General features: G+C 69.5%; 12 protein-coding genes. 3 read left to right on the top strand and 9 right to left on the bottom strand.

The genetic code is table 11. The features are described 5' to 3' along the window. Positions 1-9: 9 nt before the first annotated feature. The 9 genes from addA to LRA89_RS03855 form a co-directional block, all read right to left on the bottom strand. Complete coding sequence (gene addA / locus LRA89_RS03895; RefSeq protein WP_230769081.1) at positions 10-3,438, bottom strand: double-strand break repair helicase AddA; 3,429 nt, start codon at positions 3,436-3,438, stop codon at positions 10-12. Then, positions 3,425-6,394 (bottom strand): double-strand break repair protein AddB, encoded by a 2,970-nt coding sequence (gene addB / locus LRA89_RS03890; RefSeq protein WP_230769080.1) that lies wholly within the window; start codon positions 6,392-6,394, stop codon positions 3,425-3,427. The genes addA and addB overlap by 14 nt, the downstream gene beginning before the upstream one ends. Further along, entirely contained in the window at positions 6,387-7,142 is a 756-nt protein-coding gene (locus LRA89_RS03885) for a nucleotidyltransferase family protein (protein WP_230769079.1), read from the bottom strand. The genes addB and LRA89_RS03885 overlap by 8 nt, the downstream gene beginning before the upstream one ends. Beyond that, positions 7,139-8,110, bottom strand: a complete 972-nt coding sequence (locus LRA89_RS03880) for an aminoglycoside phosphotransferase family protein (protein ID WP_230769078.1) — start codon at positions 8,108-8,110, stop codon at positions 7,139-7,141. Before LRA89_RS03880 ends, LRA89_RS03885 begins: the two co-directional genes overlap by 4 nt. Further along, complete coding sequence (gene tsaE, locus LRA89_RS03875; protein WP_230769077.1) at positions 8,095-8,541, bottom strand: tRNA (adenosine(37)-N6)-threonylcarbamoyltransferase complex ATPase subunit type 1 TsaE; 447 nt, start codon at positions 8,539-8,541, stop codon at positions 8,095-8,097. Before tsaE ends, LRA89_RS03880 begins: the two co-directional genes overlap by 16 nt. Continuing rightward, positions 8,538-10,883, bottom strand: a complete 2,346-nt coding sequence (locus tag LRA89_RS03870) for a sensor histidine kinase (RefSeq protein WP_230769076.1) — start codon at positions 10,881-10,883, stop codon at positions 8,538-8,540. Before LRA89_RS03870 ends, tsaE begins: the two co-directional genes overlap by 4 nt. Before the next feature lie 184 nt (positions 10,884-11,067). After that, a complete protein-coding gene (gene ahcY / locus LRA89_RS03865; protein ID WP_055755755.1) occupies positions 11,068-12,477 on the bottom strand; it encodes an adenosylhomocysteinase in 1,410 nt (469 codons plus the stop codon). A 97-nt stretch (positions 12,478-12,574) separates the two neighbouring features. Next, positions 12,575-13,408, bottom strand: coding sequence for a sterol desaturase family protein (locus LRA89_RS03860; protein WP_230769075.1), 834 nt, complete (start codon positions 13,406-13,408; stop codon positions 12,575-12,577). Positions 13,409-13,451: 43 nt separating this feature from the next. Beyond that, the gene (locus LRA89_RS03855; RefSeq protein ID WP_055755751.1) at positions 13,452-14,012 is read right to left on the bottom strand and encodes a YqgE/AlgH family protein; all 561 of its coding nucleotides are present in this window, start codon (positions 14,010-14,012) and stop codon (positions 13,452-13,454) included. Positions 14,013-14,112: 100 nt separating this feature from the next. Here LRA89_RS03855 and LRA89_RS03850 point away from each other — a divergent pair, with 100 nt between their 5' ends. From LRA89_RS03850 to LRA89_RS03840, 3 genes are all read left to right on the top strand, one after another. Continuing rightward, entirely contained in the window at positions 14,113-14,595 is a 483-nt protein-coding gene (locus LRA89_RS03850; protein ID WP_230769074.1) for a peroxiredoxin, read from the top strand. Positions 14,596-14,683: 88 nt separating this feature from the next. Then, positions 14,684-14,986, top strand: coding sequence for a hypothetical protein (locus tag LRA89_RS03845; protein ID WP_055755746.1), 303 nt, complete (start codon positions 14,684-14,686; stop codon positions 14,984-14,986). A gap of 72 nt (positions 14,987-15,058) precedes the next feature. Beyond that, a complete protein-coding gene (locus tag LRA89_RS03840) occupies positions 15,059-16,510 on the top strand; it encodes an AMP nucleosidase (RefSeq protein ID WP_230769073.1) in 1,452 nt (483 codons plus the stop codon).

Here is a 16,510-nt window from a genome sequence, read left to right as displayed (position 1 = left end):
CGTGCGACCTCAAGCTTCGCCCGCGTAGCTTTGTTCCCCCGCGCGATAGCCCGGCTTGTGACGGGCAAGCAGCGCGTCGGGCAACACGAACATCGTCGGCCCGGCGGTGTAGAGCAGCGCCGCCTCGATCGCATGGTCGGGAAAGATCACCGTCAGCGCGGCGGCATAGGCCGCCATCTGCTTGAGATGATAGACCGGAATGTCCTCGATCGACGCGGGCACCCGCCGCCCGGTCTTGAAATCGACCACACGAACCCGCGTGTCGCCGATACACAGCCGGTCGACGGTGCCGGCAACCACGTCGCCACCGGGCAGCGCGGCGGCGATCGGCGCTTCGGCTAGCGCGTCGGGGCCGAACAGGTCGGCGAACTGTGGATCGTCGAGGATCGCCATCGCGTCGCGCGTCATCCGTCGGCGCAGGCCGGCATCGCTCACCCCCGCCGCCCCGGCCAGCCAGCGCTCGGCCGCATCGGGGCGCGCGTCGCGCGGCAGGTCGGGCAGGCGTTCGAACAACTGGTGGAGCAGCCGCCCGCGCTCCGCCGCCGCGCGCATCGTCGCCGATGGCGGCGGATCCGCCACCTCGTCCTCGCCCAGCGCCGACGGGGCCAGCGGGCGCGACGGCCGCGCCTCGCGCGGGGCGGCCGTGTGCAGCCAGTCGGGCAGCGCGGCCGTATCGGGCCGGCTTGCGGCACGTCGCAGCCGCGCGGGGGCTGGCGCTTCGTCGCGCGTGCCGGTGAACACCCGCTCGCCGTCCTGCTCCACCACGCCCAGCGAATCGAATGCCGCCGCCGCCGCGCTGTACCAACTGAGCGCCGGCGGAATGCCGGCGCATTGGGCCGAGGGTGCGCCGGCGATCACCAGCCGTTCCTCGGCACGAGTCGCCGCGACATAGAACAGCCGCCAATGTTCCTGAAGCTCGCGCGCGTCGACCGCCGCCGCCGCATCGTCGACCGGCGTCCCGAGTTCGGCGGGACGCGGGCGGAACACCGGGAACGCCTCGCCGTCGTGCCCCTCGGGGCGCCAACGGATGATGTCGCGCCGACTTTTGGCGGGATCGATCGCGGCGTCGGCAAGCAGCACCAGCGGCGCCTGCAATCCCTTGGAGCCATGCGCGGTCATCACCCGCACCGCGCCGCCCGCAGCACCCGCGTCGCGCTTGATCTCCACCTCGCCCCGGTCGAACCATTCGACGAAGCGTTGCAGCGACGGCGTCGCCACCGCCTCGAACGACAGCGCGGCGTTGAGCAGTTCGTCGATCGGATCGTGCGCCTCCGCGCCCAGCCGCGCGACCAGCCGCCGCCGCCCGTCCAGCTCGCCCGACAGGATTTCCTCGAGGAAGCGATAGGGCGTGGTGAAATCGGCGCGGCGCAGGATGCGCGACAACGGCTCGACCGCGTCGCTGTCGCGCTGGCGCAGGTGCCGCCACAGACTCCCACCCTCGCGCAGCGCGCCGGCCAGCAACTGCTCCTGCGTCCAGCCGATCAACGGCGACACCAGCAAATTGGCAAGGCTTAGATCGTCGTCGGGCTGGAGCGCGAAGCGGATCGCCGCCAGCAGATCCTGCACCGCCAGCGGCGCGTCGAGCCGCAGCCGGTCGACGCCCGCCACCGGCACCCCCTCGGCATAGAGCCGGGCGACGATCAGCGAGGCGAGGTCGCCGCGGCGCTTCACCAGCACCATCACGTCGCCCGCCTCCAGCATCCGCCCTTTCGACGCCAGCGGCAGCGTGCCGATCCATCCCTTGATCGCCCGCGCGATGTCGCGCGCGATGACGCGGGTCGAATCGTCGATCCAGCCTTCCTCGTCGTCTCCCGCCGCCTCGACCACGGTCGGCGCCCACAGCGTCACGCTGCCCGGCCCCGGCACCTCGCTGGCGTGCGCCTCGGGCCGATCGATGCCCATACCGTTGCCCGGCAAGGCGGCAATCGCCGCGTCGACGAATTCCAGCACCGGCCGCGTCGTGCGGAAGCTGTGCGTCAGCGACAGCGTATCCAGCTCGCGGGCAGCGCCATGATAGCCCGGCGGCAGTTCGGCACGGCGCGTGAAGTCCCGGTGCGCCGCCTCGAAGAAGATCGGATCGGTGCCCTGGAAACCGAAGATCGCCTGTTTGTAATCGCCGACGACGAATAGCGTCCGCATCCCCGCCGCGCGCACCGCGTCGCCGCTGAAATATTCCTCCACCAGCGACCGGACGATCGCCCATTGCTGGGGATTGGTGTCCTGCGCCTCGTCGATCAGGACATGTTCGGTCGTCTGGTCGAGCTTGAAGCGCACCCACTCGCCGATGCCGGGTTGCGCCAGCAGCTTCAACGTCTCGCGGATAAGGTCGTCGAAATCGACCCCGCCGACCCGGCGCTTGGCGCGGGCATAGGCATCGGCATAGGCCCGCCCCGCCTCCAGCGCGCCGGCCAGCGCATCGGCATAGCCCGCCTGGCCCCGCAGCGCGATCAGTTCGGCGGCGCGCGTCCCCACCCCGGTCGCCAGTTCGTCGTGATCGGGTTCGGCGGCCAGCACCTTGGGCTTGGCGACTTTCAGCGTATCCTTCTGGGTGAAGAACATCGCGCGGACCTCGTCCAGTCGCCGCGAACGGTCGTGCGGCGTCGACGCCAGCCAGCCCAGGATCGCGCCGGACAGTTTCGTCCCGGTCGGCGTTCCCCATGCCCGGTTGGCGGCGGCAAGCCGTTCGAGCGCATCGGTATCGAAGGCGTCGTCGCTGCATTCGCTCGCGATCACCTGCTCGATGTCGCCCATCGGCAGATCGAACGCGCGGCGGAGGAACGGCTGAATGCCGCTCGACAGTTCCGCCATCGCCTGCGGCTGCCTCGCACATTCGCGCAGATACGCCTCGGCCGCGCCCTCGCCCATGCGCAGGCTCATCGCCGCGATCGCATCGCCGATCCGTGTCGATCCGCCGCGCTGTTCCGCGACCAGCAATTCGGCCAGCGCCTCGCGCGCCATGCCCGCTTCCTCGCGCGCCTCCAGCGGACGGAAGCCCGGCACCAGCCCCGCCTCGACCGGGAAGCCGGCGAGCAGGCTCTGACAGAAGCCGTGGATCGTCTGGATCCGCACGCCGCCGCCCGGCGCATCGAGCACCCGCGCGAACAGCGTCCGCGCGCGCGCGATCAGCGCGTCGTCGTTCACGTCCTCGCCCAGCGCGAACAGGTCGAACTTCAACTCCTCGCGCGGCAACCGCACCCAGCGGGCGAGGCGCGAGGAAATCCGCTCGGCCATTTCGGCCGCGCCCGCCTTGGTAAAGGTCAGGCACAGGATCGCCGCCGGATCGACGCCGCGCAGCAGCAGCCGGAACACCCGCGCCGACAGCACATGGGTCTTGCCGGTCCCCGCCGACGCGGAGAGCCACACATGGCGATGCGGATCGCTCGCCGCCGCCTGATCGTCCTTCAGACGCTGGAGCGCCTTTACCTCACTCACGGCCATACCATTCGTCGCGACGCATCAACTGGTCATATTCGGCATAGGGGGCGTGTTCGGGCACCAGCTTGGCGACGAACGCCTCGTCGCCAGTCAGGAACCGCCCGACCGCTTCCTCGAAATGCCGCTTCGCCAGCGCGACGAAGTCGGCGGTCGCCACCTTCCTGCCGCCCGATCCATCGGCCGACACCGGGGTCGCCATCTTGCCGAACCGGTCCTTGTCCTTGGTCAGCGACCAATATTCGAACGCCGCCGCCGTGCCCGTGATCCGCGGAAACGCCCCGCGCTCGGCCATCAACCCCAACAGCCCCAGTTGCAGGCTGTATCCTGCCGCTACCGCCTTCGCGCTCGGTGCCTTGCCGGTCTTGTAGTCGATGATCGCCAGCGTGCCGTCCGCCGCCCGGTCGATCCGGTCGGCCTTGCCGGTCAGCTCCACCCCGGCGATCTCCAGCCGGCCCGCCGCCTCGACACCGATGACGCTGCGCCCCTCGGCCAGCTTCTCGTGGGTGAACGCCGCCACCCAGTCGATCGCCTCGCGCAACCGTGGCACCCACAAGGCACGCAACAGCGGATGGGTGCGCGGATCGTCGCGCAGCGCCTCCAGCCGGCGGTGCAGCTTGGCCGGGTCCAGCCCGTCCTCGACCGCCCAATGCTCCAGCACGCCATGCACCGCTGTGCCGCGCCACGCCGCGCTCGGATCGGCATCGACCGCGTCTAGCGGCACCAGCCGCAACATCCGCCGGGCGTAGAAGGCATAGGGGTCGGCCTTCAGCCGGTCCACTTCCGTCACCGAAATCCGCCGGGGCCTGAGCGCCACCGGCGGCCGTGGCGCCGGGCGCAGCGCGGCGGCGAACGCCCCCGGCGTATCGATCGCCCGCGCCCAGTCGCGCAACGCACCCGCCCGCTCCAGCCCGTCGTCGAGCGCCTGCAACCGCAGCCACAGCCGCGATGCGATCGTCGGCGCGGTCGCGTCGCGCGCCGCCCGCGTCAGCACCACCTCGCGCCCGCCCAGTGCCGCCGCAAAATCGAACGCCGACAGTCCGATCCGCCGATCGAGCCCGGCCAGCCCCAGTTCCTGCCGGATACGCGGTGCCAGCCACGGATCGGGCGCGGGCAGCGCAGGCCACACCCCCTCGTTCAACCCGCCTAGGATCATCAGGTCGGCGCTCTGCAACCGCGCTTCGAGCAGGCCGAGGATCGCCAGCCGGGGATGCGCGCCCTGCGCCGGCCGCACCGCCACCTCGTCCAGCAGCAACCGCAGCAGCATCGGCAGCGCCGCCGGATCGATCACCGGCGGCCCGAGCGACGCCTGCGCCTCCAGTTCGGCGATGCGTTCCGCCGCGCCGCGCCCTTCGGGCCGCCGCCACGCCGCATCGCCCGCCAGCGCGGTCGCGCTCTCGCGCACCACCGCCAGCAGATCGGCCAGCGGCTGCGGACCGCCGGCAAAGGCGCGCGCCAGCGGCATCAGCAACACCCGCGCCTCTTCCCAGAACGGCAGCGCCGCCGCGCGGATCGCCGCGTCGCGCGGATCGCCCTCGCTCAGATGCCGGTCGATGCCCGCCAGTCCCGCCGCCGGGCGCGGCCCCCTGAGCGCGCGGTCGAGCCGGCGTACCCCGTCGAGCCAGCCGATCCGGTCGCCGTCCTGTCGCACCAGCGGATGCTTGAGCAGCGCCAGCAGCGCGACCGGCGCGAACCCCTGCGTCGCCGCCTCGACCAGCGCGAGCAGCAGCGTGCCCGGTGCCATCAGCGACAGCGGCTGCCCCGCCGAATCGTCGATCGCGATGTCCCACCGCGCCATGTGCGCCGCCACCCGGCGCGCCAGCGTCCGGTCGGGCGTCACCAGCGCGGCGGTGCGCGCCGGCGTCTCCAATGCCTCGCGCAGCGCGATGGCAATCGCCTGTGCTTCCTCGGCCGGGGTGGCGAGTTCGACCATCCGCACCCCCGACAGCCGCCGGTCGGCAGGCGGTACGTCGATCCAGTGATGGGTGCGATCGGCCGGGGCCAGCGCGGTAGCGATCGCCCGGCTGCGCGTCGGCGTCGCGTCATGCTCGCTCGCTGCCTGCCAACGCAGGAATTCGGCCCGCCCGACGCGCATCCGGTCGAGCAGCAGTTTCAGGTGGAATTGCGGATGCGTCTCGATCGATCGCTTGCGCCGCCCCGTCACCGGATCGGGTTCGTGCGGCCCGAGCGACGCCCATTCGCCGTCGTCCATCGCGGTATCGAGGCCGGGCAGCACCACCATGCCGCGCTCCATCCCCGCGATACAGCGCAGCAACTGCGCCACGGCGGGCGCATTGGTGGTGATGCCCGCCGAACAGACGAACCCGCGCGGCGGCGTGGCGGTCCAGCGGGCGCACAACCGCCGCAACAGCAATGTGCGCCGCTCGGCCATGTCGATCTGCCCCAGCGCCGCCAATTCGAGCGGCCAGCGATCGAGCACGATGCGGAACAGTTCGAGCGAGCGTTCCCAATGCGCCGACAGCGATTCATCGACGTCGAGCGTGGCCAGCCGCGCCGGATCGACTTCCTCGACCAGCAACTGGTCGAGCGTGTTGGCGAGATCGCCCGCCAGCCGCATCGCCTCCGCCCCGTCGACCGGGCGACCGGCGCGCGTCCGCTCCTCGCTGACCAGCCGGGCGAGGATCATCCGCCGCGCCAGCGGATCGACGGCGGGCGGCACCGGTTCGGGCGCGTCGGCCGGATCGGCGAAGGCACCGGCGGCTTCCTCGACTTCGGGGTCGCCGATCGCGACCAGTCGGGGGAGCAGCAACCCGCCGCCGCTCGCGCGGACGAATGCTTCCTGCACTGTCCGCTTGGCGCGGTTGGTCGGCACCAGCACCACGCCCTGCGCCAGCCGCATCCGGTCGCCGCCGAACCGCCGGATCAGCCCGACTGCCAGCGCATCGGCGAACGCCCGGTGGATCGGGATGGTATAGAGGTTGAGGCGCTTCGCCTCAGCCATCGGCGAGGACTGCCTCGGTATAGGGGATCGCCGCCGGCGTACCGACGTCGAACCACAGCCCCTGATGCACCGCGCCGAACGCGCGGCCCGCCTCGATCGCGCGGTTCCAGAACAGGTTGGTCGAGAACGCGCCTTCGGGCCAGTCGGCGATCACCCGCGGCGACAATATCTGCACCCCGGTGAACACGAACGGCGCCAGCCGCCCCGGCTTGCGCCGCCCGGTGATCCGCCCCAGCGCGTCGAGGTGGAAATCTCCCTGTCCGCCGTGGCTCTGCGCCTGCGCCAGCGGCACCAGCAGCAGCAGCGCGTCCATCGTCGCGTCGTCCCACAGCGCGCTCAACAACCGGATCGAATCGATCGGGCCGTCGACCCACAGATTGTCGCTGTTGACGCAGACGAACGGCTTGTCCCCGATGAGGTCCCGCGCCTGCACCAGCCCGCCGCCGGTTTCCAGCAACCGGCCCCGTTCGTCGGACACCGCGATGTCGATGCCCTTCACCCGGTGCTTGAGGTGCGCTTCCATCGCATCGGCAAGGTAGTGGACGTTCACCACCGCACGCTTGACGCCCGCCCCACGCAGCCGGTCGAACACATGGTCGATCAGCGGCTTGCCCGCCACCTCGACCAGCGGCTTGGGCCGCATCGCCGTCAGCGGGCGCATGCGCTTGCCCAGCCCCGCCGCCATCACCATCGCGGTTTCGGGCACCGCTGCCTGCGGATTGGGACGGATCGAACGAAGCGTGGTCATGCGATTTCCTGTGGATTCCCGCGCCGGTCCGCCGGGATATTGTCGTCGAACCAGCGCCGCAGTTCCCCTAGCGCCGGGTGCCGCAGATCGCGCTCCAGATAGGCCCAGACGCGCGGGCACAGCGCGCCATAGCGCAGCTTGCCGTCGCGCCGCCACAACCGGGTGAAGATGCCGAGAATCTTGGCGTTCCGCTGCGCGCCGAACAGATGATAGGCCGCATCGAACCCCTCGCCCGCCCCGGTCGCGGCGCGGTAGCGCGCGAGCATTGCCGTCTCGATCGCCGGGCTCACGTCGCGCCGTGCGTCCTGCAACAACGACATCAGGTCATAGGCGGGATGGCCGGCCAGCGCGTCCTGAAAATCGAGCAGCCCGAGCCGGCCGTCGGCGAGCAGCATCAGATTTTCGGCATGATAGTCGCGCAGCACCGTCGTGACCGGCATCGGCTCGATCGCGTCGAACGCGCGGTCCCACGCCGCGCGATACCCCGCCGCATCGACGGTCAGCTTCAGCGCGCCGCAATACCATTCGATCAGCAGATCGGCTTCGCGCAGGATGAAGGCGCGGTCATAGGGCGGAACCGGCGCGGCCCCATGCTGCTGCAACCGCAGCAACTGGTCGACCGCCGCCGCATAGAGTTCCCCTTCGCGTGCCGGTGCGGCGTCGAGCGCCTCGCGCATCCGGTCGTCGCCGAAATCCTCGACCAGCATGAAACCGGCGTCGGGATCGTCGGCGAGGATCGCGGGCGCGGGAAAGCCGCGTGTCGTCAGCCATGCCGCCATCCGTGCGAACTTGCGCGTGTCCTCGGGCGGCGGCGCGTCCATCAGCACCGCGCTGCGCACGCCGTCCCCCACCCGGTAATAGCGCCGGAACGACGCATCGACCGCCAGCGGCACGACACGCGCGTCGCCCCGGCCGGCGGCGGTCAGGAAGGCGGATGCCGCGTCGCGCGGGTTCAGGTCAGCGGCCATCGATGTTCCCAAGCGGGCGGCACCCGCGCTGTCAAGACACGCCCGCCGCCGTCGGCGAACGCCAGCGTCAGCCACAGCGCATCGTCCCATTGCGCATCGGGCAACCGCTCGGGCCATTCGATCAGCAGCACCGCCGTATCGCGCGCCTCGTCCAGCCCCAGTTCGACGACCTCGTCCGGCGATTCGATGCGGTACAGGTCGACATGCAGCACGCCGATGGCGACTTCGGGCGGATCATAGGGCTGGACGATCGCGAAACTGGGCGACGGTGCCTCGCCTTCCAGCCCCAGCCCGGCCAGCACGCCGCGCGCCAGGCTGGTCTTGCCCGCGCCCAGCGGCCCGGACAGCGCCACGACATCGCCCGCCCGGACCACCGTCGCCAGCCGTTCGCCCAGCGCCAGCATCGCCGCCTCGTCCGCCAGAACGATCATGGTTCGCGCGGCAGGTCGATCGTGACCAATGTCCCCACGCCCTTCTCCGATACCAGTTCGATCGTCCCGCCATGCGCCTCGATCGCCTGCCGGGCGAGCGGCAGGTCGACGCTCAGCGCGCGTTCGCCGACCCGCGACGCGCCGGCCTGCGCGAACCGGTCGAACGCGCGCGCCACCGCCTCGGGCGACATGCCGGGGCCATCGTCGGACACCACGATCCGCACCCGCGCCGCATCGCCGTCGATATGCAGCAGCACGCGCCCACCGGGCCTAAGCCCGGTGATCGCATGGTCGAGCAGATGCCCCATCGCCTGCCGCAACCGCCGCGCATCGCCCAGCATCACGCCGGCCGACGGCGCGATCTCGCTGACCAGTTCGATGCCCCGCGCCTGCGCATCGCCCTGCACCGCCTCGACCGCCTGCCCCGCGATCAGCTTCAACGGCACCGTCGCCCGCGCGATCGGCGCGGTTTCGTTGGCGGTCAGGTCGAGCGTGTCGTCGATCAGCCCACTCAACCGCTCGACCGATTCGAGGATCGCGTCGGTATAACGCCCACCATCCTCGCTCAGCTTCCCCGCATAGCCGCCCTGCAACATCTCGGCGAACCCCTTGATCGAGGTGAGCGGGGTGCGCAGTTCATAGCTCATCGATGCCACGAACGCGGTCTTGACCCGGTCTGCCGCCTCCAGCGCCTCGTTGCGGTCGCGCAGCGCCTGTTCGACGCGGCGGCTGTCGGAAATGTCGAGCATCGTCAGCAGCGCGTTGCCATCGGGCAGCGGCACCGCGCCGAATTCATAATGCCGCCCGTCAGCCATCGCGAACCGGCCCGATCGCTGCATCCGCTGTTGCGTGGCGAACCGCACCAGTTCGGGGATCAGCGTCGCCCGCCCCGGATTGGCGAGGCTGTCCGCCACCCGTTCGGCCAGCGCGTCGACGCGCGGATGGCTGTCGAGAAACGCATCGTCGAGGCCCCATACCTGCCGGAACTTGGCATTCCAGATCTGCAACCGCCCGTCGGCGGCGAACACGCCCAGCGCCTCGAACAGATTGTCGAACGTCGCGGTCCGCACGCGCAGCAGCGTGTCGCGCGCGCTGGCAAGCTGCACCTGTTCGGTGCGATCCTCGAAGATCAGCAACAACCCTCCCTCGGGCAGCGGCTGCGCCACGACGCGCAGATGCGTGCCGCCGGGCAGGTGCCATTGTTCCTCGATCGCGCCTTCGGCCGCGCGGAACCAGTCGCGCCGCTCCGCCTTCCAGCCGGGAAAGTCGCGCACTTCGGGCAGGCGCTTGGCCTCGCGCATCCGCTCCAGCACCCGGTCGAACTCGGGCCGGTCGGCGAGCCATTCGGGGCGCATCGCGAAGGTGCGCCGGAACGGCTGGTTGCAGAATTCCAGCGTACGGTCGGCGGAGAATTGCGCGACCCCCGCCGACAGCCGGTCGAGCATCGATCGCTGCGCATCGCGCGCGCGCTTCAATCCGCCGCGCGCCTCCTCGATCTCGTGGACGTCGATCGCGAAGCCGCCGGTGCCGCCATCGCGCAAGGGGGTATCGTGGACCCGAAGCATCCGCCGCGCGCCGCCGATCGTCGCCGGCATCGCCGCCGCCTGCGGCTGTCCGGTATCGCGCGCGATCGACGCGCTGGCCAGCGGCCCGCCCAATCCGACCCCCTCGACCAGTTCGACCTGTCGCCCGATCACCTCCGACGCATCGGCCGCGTCGACCGCGCGGACATAGGCGGTGTTGACCATCGCCAGACGCAGCGTGTCGTCGCGATACCACATCGGGATCGGCGCGGCTTCGATCAGGCTGGAGAGCGCCTCGAACGCCGCGCGATATTCCTCGGCCTCATGGCCCAGCGTCGCGATCTCGTCGTGAAATTCGGTCGCGTCGAAGAACCATACCAGCACGCCACCGGGCGCATGGAGTTCGTCAGGCGCACGGTCGCCGATCGCGAACAGCGAGCGCGCCGATCCGGTCGCGCGGACGACGGTGCGGAACGGCCGCCCACCGCGCTGCGCGGCGGTGATCGCCTCGACCAGCCGGTCGGCGCTGCCCGGCTCCAGCCCGTCCTCGCCGCCCGACAGGTCGCCGAGCATCGCCGGCATCGCCGCATGGCCCAGCCGGTCGGCCAAGGGCTGCGACAGATACAGCCGTCCGTCGGCGCGCACGATCATCGACAGCGCGGGCGATGCCGCCAGCGTCGCCTGCAGCGAATCGAACAGCGCCGCCTGCGCCCGGCCCGCGCGGGCGGCGGCCAGCCCGCGCCACAACGCCCAGCCGGCGGCCGCCACCAACACCGCCAGCACGACGCCGCACAGGATATTGACGAGCAGGGTCGTCATGACGGGTTCGTTCGCAAGGACATGGCAACGATGCCTAGTCGAGCCGGTCGTCGGGAGAAAGGGGCGGAGTCACATCGCACACCGCGCCTGTCGCCCGATCCGCGCAGTCGGGCGCAACGAAAAAGGGCCGGCCACCCGATAGGATGGCCGGCCCCTTCGTTGATCGACGCGATGCCGCGCCGGATCAGTAGCGGTAGTGGTCCGGCTTGAACGGCCCTTCGACCGGCACGCCGATGTAGCCCGCCTGCTTCGGCGTCAGCTTGCTGAGTTTCACGCCCAGCTTTTCGAGGTGGAGCGCCGCGACCTTCTCGTCGAGGTGCTTGGGGAGGACATACACTTCGTTGTTGTACTGCTCGCCCTTGGTCCACAGCTCGATCTGCGCCAGCACCTGGTTGGTGAACGACGACGACATCACGAACGACGGGTGGCCGGTCGCGCAGCCGAGGTTCACGAGGCGACCCTTGGCGAGCACGATGATCTGCTTGCCGTCGGGGAACTTCACCAGATCGGTGCCCGGCTTCACTTCGTCCCACTCATAGTTGGACAGGGCAGCGATCTGGATCTCGCTGTCGAAGTGGCCGATGTTGCACACGATGCTCATCGGCTTCATCGCCGCCATATGCTCGGCGGTGATGACGTCGGCGTTGCCGGTCGCGGTGCAGAAGATGTCGGCGCGGGTCACGGCCTCTTCCATCGTCACGACCTCGAAGCCCTCCATCGCCGCTTGCAACGCGCAGATCGGATCGACTTCGGTGACCATCACGCGCGCGCCGCCGTTGCGCAGCGACTGGGCCGAACCCTTGCCGACGTCACCGAAGCCCGCGACGCAGGCGACCTTGCCGGCCAGCATCACGTCGGTCGCGCGACGGATCGCGTCGACCAGCGATTCCTTGCAGCCGTACAGATTGTCGAACTTCGACTTGGTGACGCTGTCGTTCACGTTAATCGCCGGGAACGGCAGCTCGCCCTTCTTCGCGATCTCGTACAGGCGATGCACGCCGGTCGTCGTCTCTTCCGACACGCCCTTCAGGTTCTTGACCGTTTCGGTCAGATAGCCCGGACGCTTGGCGATATAGGCCTTGAGCGCGCGCTGGAACTCGACTTCCTCTTCATTCTCCGGCTCGCCGAGCGTCGCACCGGCTTCGAGCTTCGCACCCCACAGCGCGAACATCGTGGCGTCGCCACCGTCGTCGAGGATGATGTTGGCGGTCTCGTCGCCCCAGTTGAAGATGTCGCCGACATAATCCCAGTAATCGGCAAGGCTCTCGCCCTTGATCGCGAACACCGGAATGCCCTTGGCGGCGATCGCGGCGGCGGCATGATCCTGCGTCGAGAAGATGTTGCACGTCGCCCAGCGGACGTCGGCACCGAGCGCGGTCAGCGTCTCGATCAGCACGGCGGTCTGGATCGTCATGTGCAGCGAACCGGTGATCCGCGCGCCTTTCAGCGGCTGCGACGCGCCGAATTCCTCGCGCAGCGCCATCAGGCCCGGCATCTCGGTTTCGGCGATCTCGATTTCCTTGCGGCCGAAATCGGCGAGGCCGATGTCCTTGATGACGTAATCGGTCTGCTTGTCAGCGATGGCGGTGGCCATGAGAACTCCTGCGCGTGGGGCCATGGGCACGCCCATGGCGAATGCGCGGCCTCTACTAAGCCAATGGTCGAAACGCAAACCCTATATAAAGATTTCTTTATATCCGCTGCGCGGCCACCGGCCGCTCGACGTTCCGGCCGACCGCGCGATCGTAATCGGCCGGCAGCATCACCCAGTCGCGCAGGGTTCGCGGCTGATCGACCTCGGCGATGCCGGTGTCAGGCCATTCGTCGCGGGCCGGCATCCATACCGTACCGAACAGCCGGTCCCACAGCGTCGTGAACGCGCCGAAGTTGCGATCGAAATGCCGCTCCTCCACCGAATGGTGGATGCGGTGGAACCGGTTGTCGACCAGCACCGCCGCCGCCGGGCCGAAATGCCAGCGGGTCGGCGAATGGATGAACTGCGACTGGAGCTGCATCAGCATCAGCGCGACCGGCACGACCGGTGCCGCCTCGCTGGCGATCAGGCTGGTCGGGATGGCGATCAACAGGACCTGCAACAGCGGTTCGACCGGATGATGCCACGCATTGACCGCCGACATTTCGCGGATCGAATGATGCACCGCATGATAGCGCCACAGCCAGCGATGCTGGGCACGGTGGCACCAGTAGAAGAAGAAATCATACACCAGCGCGCCGAGGATCGGCGCAACGACGACCGCGAGCGGCCCCGCCCACCGCGCGCCGGTCGGCAGGACGATCAGCGGCGCAACGCCGATCGTCGCCCAGATGCCGCGAAACAGCGCATAGGTCAGCGCGCTGATCGCCAGCCAGATCGTCCAGAACAACAGCCCGTGCAGCCGCCCGTCGACCGGGTAGCGGCTGCGCGGCGCGAGGAGTTCGATCGCGGTGACGATCGCGAAGCTGATGCCCCAGACGTGGAGCGACGCGACGAACGCTGTACGGGCCTGTTCGAGCAACGGTATCACGCCCGGCGGCGTAGCACCGGAGCGTTGACGAAAGCTGAAAGGATCAGGCCGTCCCGCCCTCGGGTGCCAGCAATTTCGGGTCGATTCCTGCGCGGGTGAAGCCCGCCTTCCAGCGGCCCTGCGTCGGCACGTCGAACAACAGCGCGGCATCGCCCGCGACGTTCATCCAGCCATGGCGCGACAGTTCGGATTCGAGTTGTCCTTCGCTCCAGCCGGCATAGCCGAGCGCGATCAGGAAGCGGCCCGGCCCGTTCCCTTCGGCGATCGCGCGCAGTACGTCGACCGATCCCGACAGCGCCCAGCGCCCGGCGACGTCGATCGTGTCCTGCCCGCCCCAGTCGGCATCGTGCAGCACGAAGCCACGCCGCGGCTCGACCGGCCCGCCCATATGCACCGCGACGTCGGGGGCCGCGCCCGGTTCGATGTCGAGCTGGTCGAGCAGCGTGTGCAGCGTCAACCCGTCGATCGTATCGCCGATGCCGACCCCCATCGCGCCGTCCGTGTCGTGGCTGCAAATGGCGATGGCGGCGTGATCGAACCGGCGGTCGCCGATACCGGGCATCGCCAGCAATATCTGTCCGGCTAGGAATCGCGTCTGGTCCATGGTCCGTGCGACGCTACCGTGCGGCACGACCGAGCGCCATGCTTGAAAACGGCGCGCGCCGCACCCAAGCTGCCTGTATCCCCCGTACCCGGAGACACGCATGACCATCCAGACCGGCGACCGCCTGCCCCATGCCACGCTCGCCAAGGTAACGCCCGACGGCCCCGATCAGGTGACGACCGGGGATTTCTTCGCGGGCCGCACGGTCGCGCTGTTCGCCGTGCCCGGTGCCTTCACCCCTACCTGCTCGGCCAAGCATCTGCCGGGCTTCGTCGGACAGGCGGCGGCGTTTCGCGCCAAAGGCGTCGACGAAATCGCCTGCACCGCGGTCAACGACGCCTTCGTGCTCGCCGCATGGGGCAAGGCGAACGACGTCGACGCCCGCGTGACGATGCTGGCCGACGGCAACGGCGATTTCGCCCGCGCGCTCGGGCTGGAGGTCGATTCGTCGGCCTATGGCATGGGCGTTCGGTCGAAACGCTATGCGATGTTGGTCGAAGATGGCGTCGTTCGCCTGCTCCATGTCGAACAACCCGGCGCGTTCGAGGTCAGTTCGGCGGAGCATCTGCTCGCGTCGCTGTGACCCTGTCCGACGATCGGTACGGAACCGTACGACGACGATCGAGTTACGGAATGGTTACGCAACCATATCGAAGCGACAAGGAGCCATCATGACCAAAGTGCCCCCGGCCGATCCGCTGGCCCCGACCGAAAAGACGCTGGGCGAAAAGGCGTCCGAAGCGCTCGCCTCCACCAAGGAAAGCGTTAGCGACGCCGCCGCCCGGTCGCGCGATGCGGTGGCCGGTGCCGCCAAGTCGACTGCCGAGACGGTCAAGGCGCATCCCGGTGCTACCGCCGCGATCGTCGCCGGTGCCGCCGCTGCCATCGCCGGTGCCGCCTTCGGCGCATCGAAGCTGATGGAAAAGAAGCGCGAAGCGGATGCCGAACCGACGGTTCCGCCCCCGGCCATCTGATCCCCGGCCCCGGCACGCGCCCATCGCGTGCCGGGGCTTGCGTCGCACCGCGCGACGCCTTAGCCACGGTCGATGACGCAGGCTTCCCAGATCGTCGCCGAACTCGATCGGCTCTATACCGCTTCCGTCGCGCGGCTGCGCGCGGCGCTCGACCGCTATCTTACCGATGGCACGCCGCCATCGTCGTCGGCACGGATCGACGGATCGTTCGCCTATCCCGAAATCCGCCTGACCTATCGCGGCGGCAGCGACCGCCCGACCCCGTCGCGCGCCTATGGCCGGCTGACGACGCCCGGCGACTATCGCATCAGCGTGACCAAGCCGGCGATGTTCGCCGCCTATCTGACCGAACAGCTCGACCTGCTGATCGCCAACCATGACGTCAGCGTCGAAGCGGCACCGGGGCGGCAGGAAATCCCCTTCCCCTATGTGCTCGACGCCGGTCATGCGCTCAGCCTCGACGCGGTATCCGCCACCGAACTGGCGCGCCATTTCCCCGCGACCGAACTGGCGCATATCGGCGACGAGATCGCCGATGGCCTGTGGGCGACGCAGGACGATCACCGCCCGTTGGCGCTGTTCGACGGCTTGCGCACCGACTTCTCGCTCGCCCGCCTGCGCCACTATACCGGCACCCCGCCCGAACATATCCAGCGCTATGTGCTGTTCACCAACTATCACCGCTATGTCGACGAATTCGTCCGCTGGGCCGGCGAGCAGTTGAAGCCCGCCGCCGATGGCACCCCCAGCCGCTATACCGCGCTGTCGGGGGCGGGCGGTGTGCTGGCGACCGCCGACGACGATGCCGAACGCATGGTCAGCGACAGCGCGTGGCGGCGCCACCAGATGCCGGCCTATCACCTGATCGCGCCTGACGGCACCGGCATCACCCTCGTCAACATCGGCGTGGGGCCATCGAACGCCAAGACGATTTGCGATCACCTCGCGGTGATGCGGCCGGAGGCGTGGCTGATGATCGGCCATTGCGGCGGCCTGCGTCCCAGCCAGCGGATCGGCGACTATGTGCTCGCCCACGCCTATCTGCGCGACGACCATGTGCTCGACGATGTGCTGCCGCCGGAAATTCCGGTCCCCGCCATCGCCGAGGTGCAGGTGGCGATGGCCCGCGCGGCGGAGATCGTGTCGGGCCAGTCGGGCGACGAGCTGAAACAGCGGCTGCGCACCGGCACCATCGTCACCACCGACGATCGCAACTGGGAATTGCGTTTCAGCCGCTCGGCGCTGCGCTTCTCGCTGTCACGCGCGGTCGGCATCGACATGGAATCGGCGACGATCGCCGCGCAAGGCTATCGCTTCCGCGTCCCCTACGGCACGCTGCTGTGCGTCTCGGACAAGCCGCTGCACGGCGAACTGAAACTGCCAGGCCAGGCCAACCGCTTCTACGAACGCGCGATCAACGAACATATGCGCATCGGCATCGAGGCGTGCGAGCAACTCCGGCAGGAAGGCGCACGGCTCCACAGCCGCAAGCTGCGCGCGTTCAACGAACCGCCGTTCCGGTAA

The organism is Sphingomonas sp. Leaf4 (assembly GCF_920939515.1).
Taxonomy (GTDB): domain Bacteria; phylum Pseudomonadota; class Alphaproteobacteria; order Sphingomonadales; family Sphingomonadaceae; genus Sphingomonas.
This window is presented reverse-complemented; position numbering and strand designations above follow the sequence as displayed.

Coding starts and splice junctions, on each gene's coding strand:
- addA (WP_230769081.1), bottom strand. CDS start 3,438: ATGGCCGTGAGTGAGGTAAAGGCGCTCCAGCGTCTGAAGGACGATCAG.
- addB (WP_230769080.1), bottom strand. CDS start 6,394: ATGGCTGAGGCGAAGCGCCTCAACCTCTATACCATCCCGATCCACCGG.
- LRA89_RS03885 (WP_230769079.1), bottom strand. CDS start 7,142: ATGACCACGCTTCGTTCGATCCGTCCCAATCCGCAGGCAGCGGTGCCC.
- LRA89_RS03880 (WP_230769078.1), bottom strand. CDS start 8,110: ATGGCCGCTGACCTGAACCCGCGCGACGCGGCATCCGCCTTCCTGACC.
- tsaE (WP_230769077.1), bottom strand. CDS start 8,541: ATGATCGTTCTGGCGGACGAGGCGGCGATGCTGGCGCTGGGCGAACGG.
- LRA89_RS03870 (WP_230769076.1), bottom strand. CDS start 10,883: ATGACGACCCTGCTCGTCAATATCCTGTGCGGCGTCGTGCTGGCGGTG.
- ahcY (WP_055755755.1), bottom strand. CDS start 12,477: ATGGCCACCGCCATCGCTGACAAGCAGACCGATTACGTCATCAAGGAC.
- LRA89_RS03855 (WP_055755751.1), bottom strand. CDS start 14,012: ATGGACCAGACGCGATTCCTAGCCGGACAGATATTGCTGGCGATGCCC.
- LRA89_RS03850 (WP_230769074.1), top strand. CDS start 14,113: ATGACCATCCAGACCGGCGACCGCCTGCCCCATGCCACGCTCGCCAAG.
- LRA89_RS03845 (WP_055755746.1), top strand. CDS start 14,684: ATGACCAAAGTGCCCCCGGCCGATCCGCTGGCCCCGACCGAAAAGACG.
- LRA89_RS03840 (WP_230769073.1), top strand. CDS start 15,059: ATGACGCAGGCTTCCCAGATCGTCGCCGAACTCGATCGGCTCTATACC.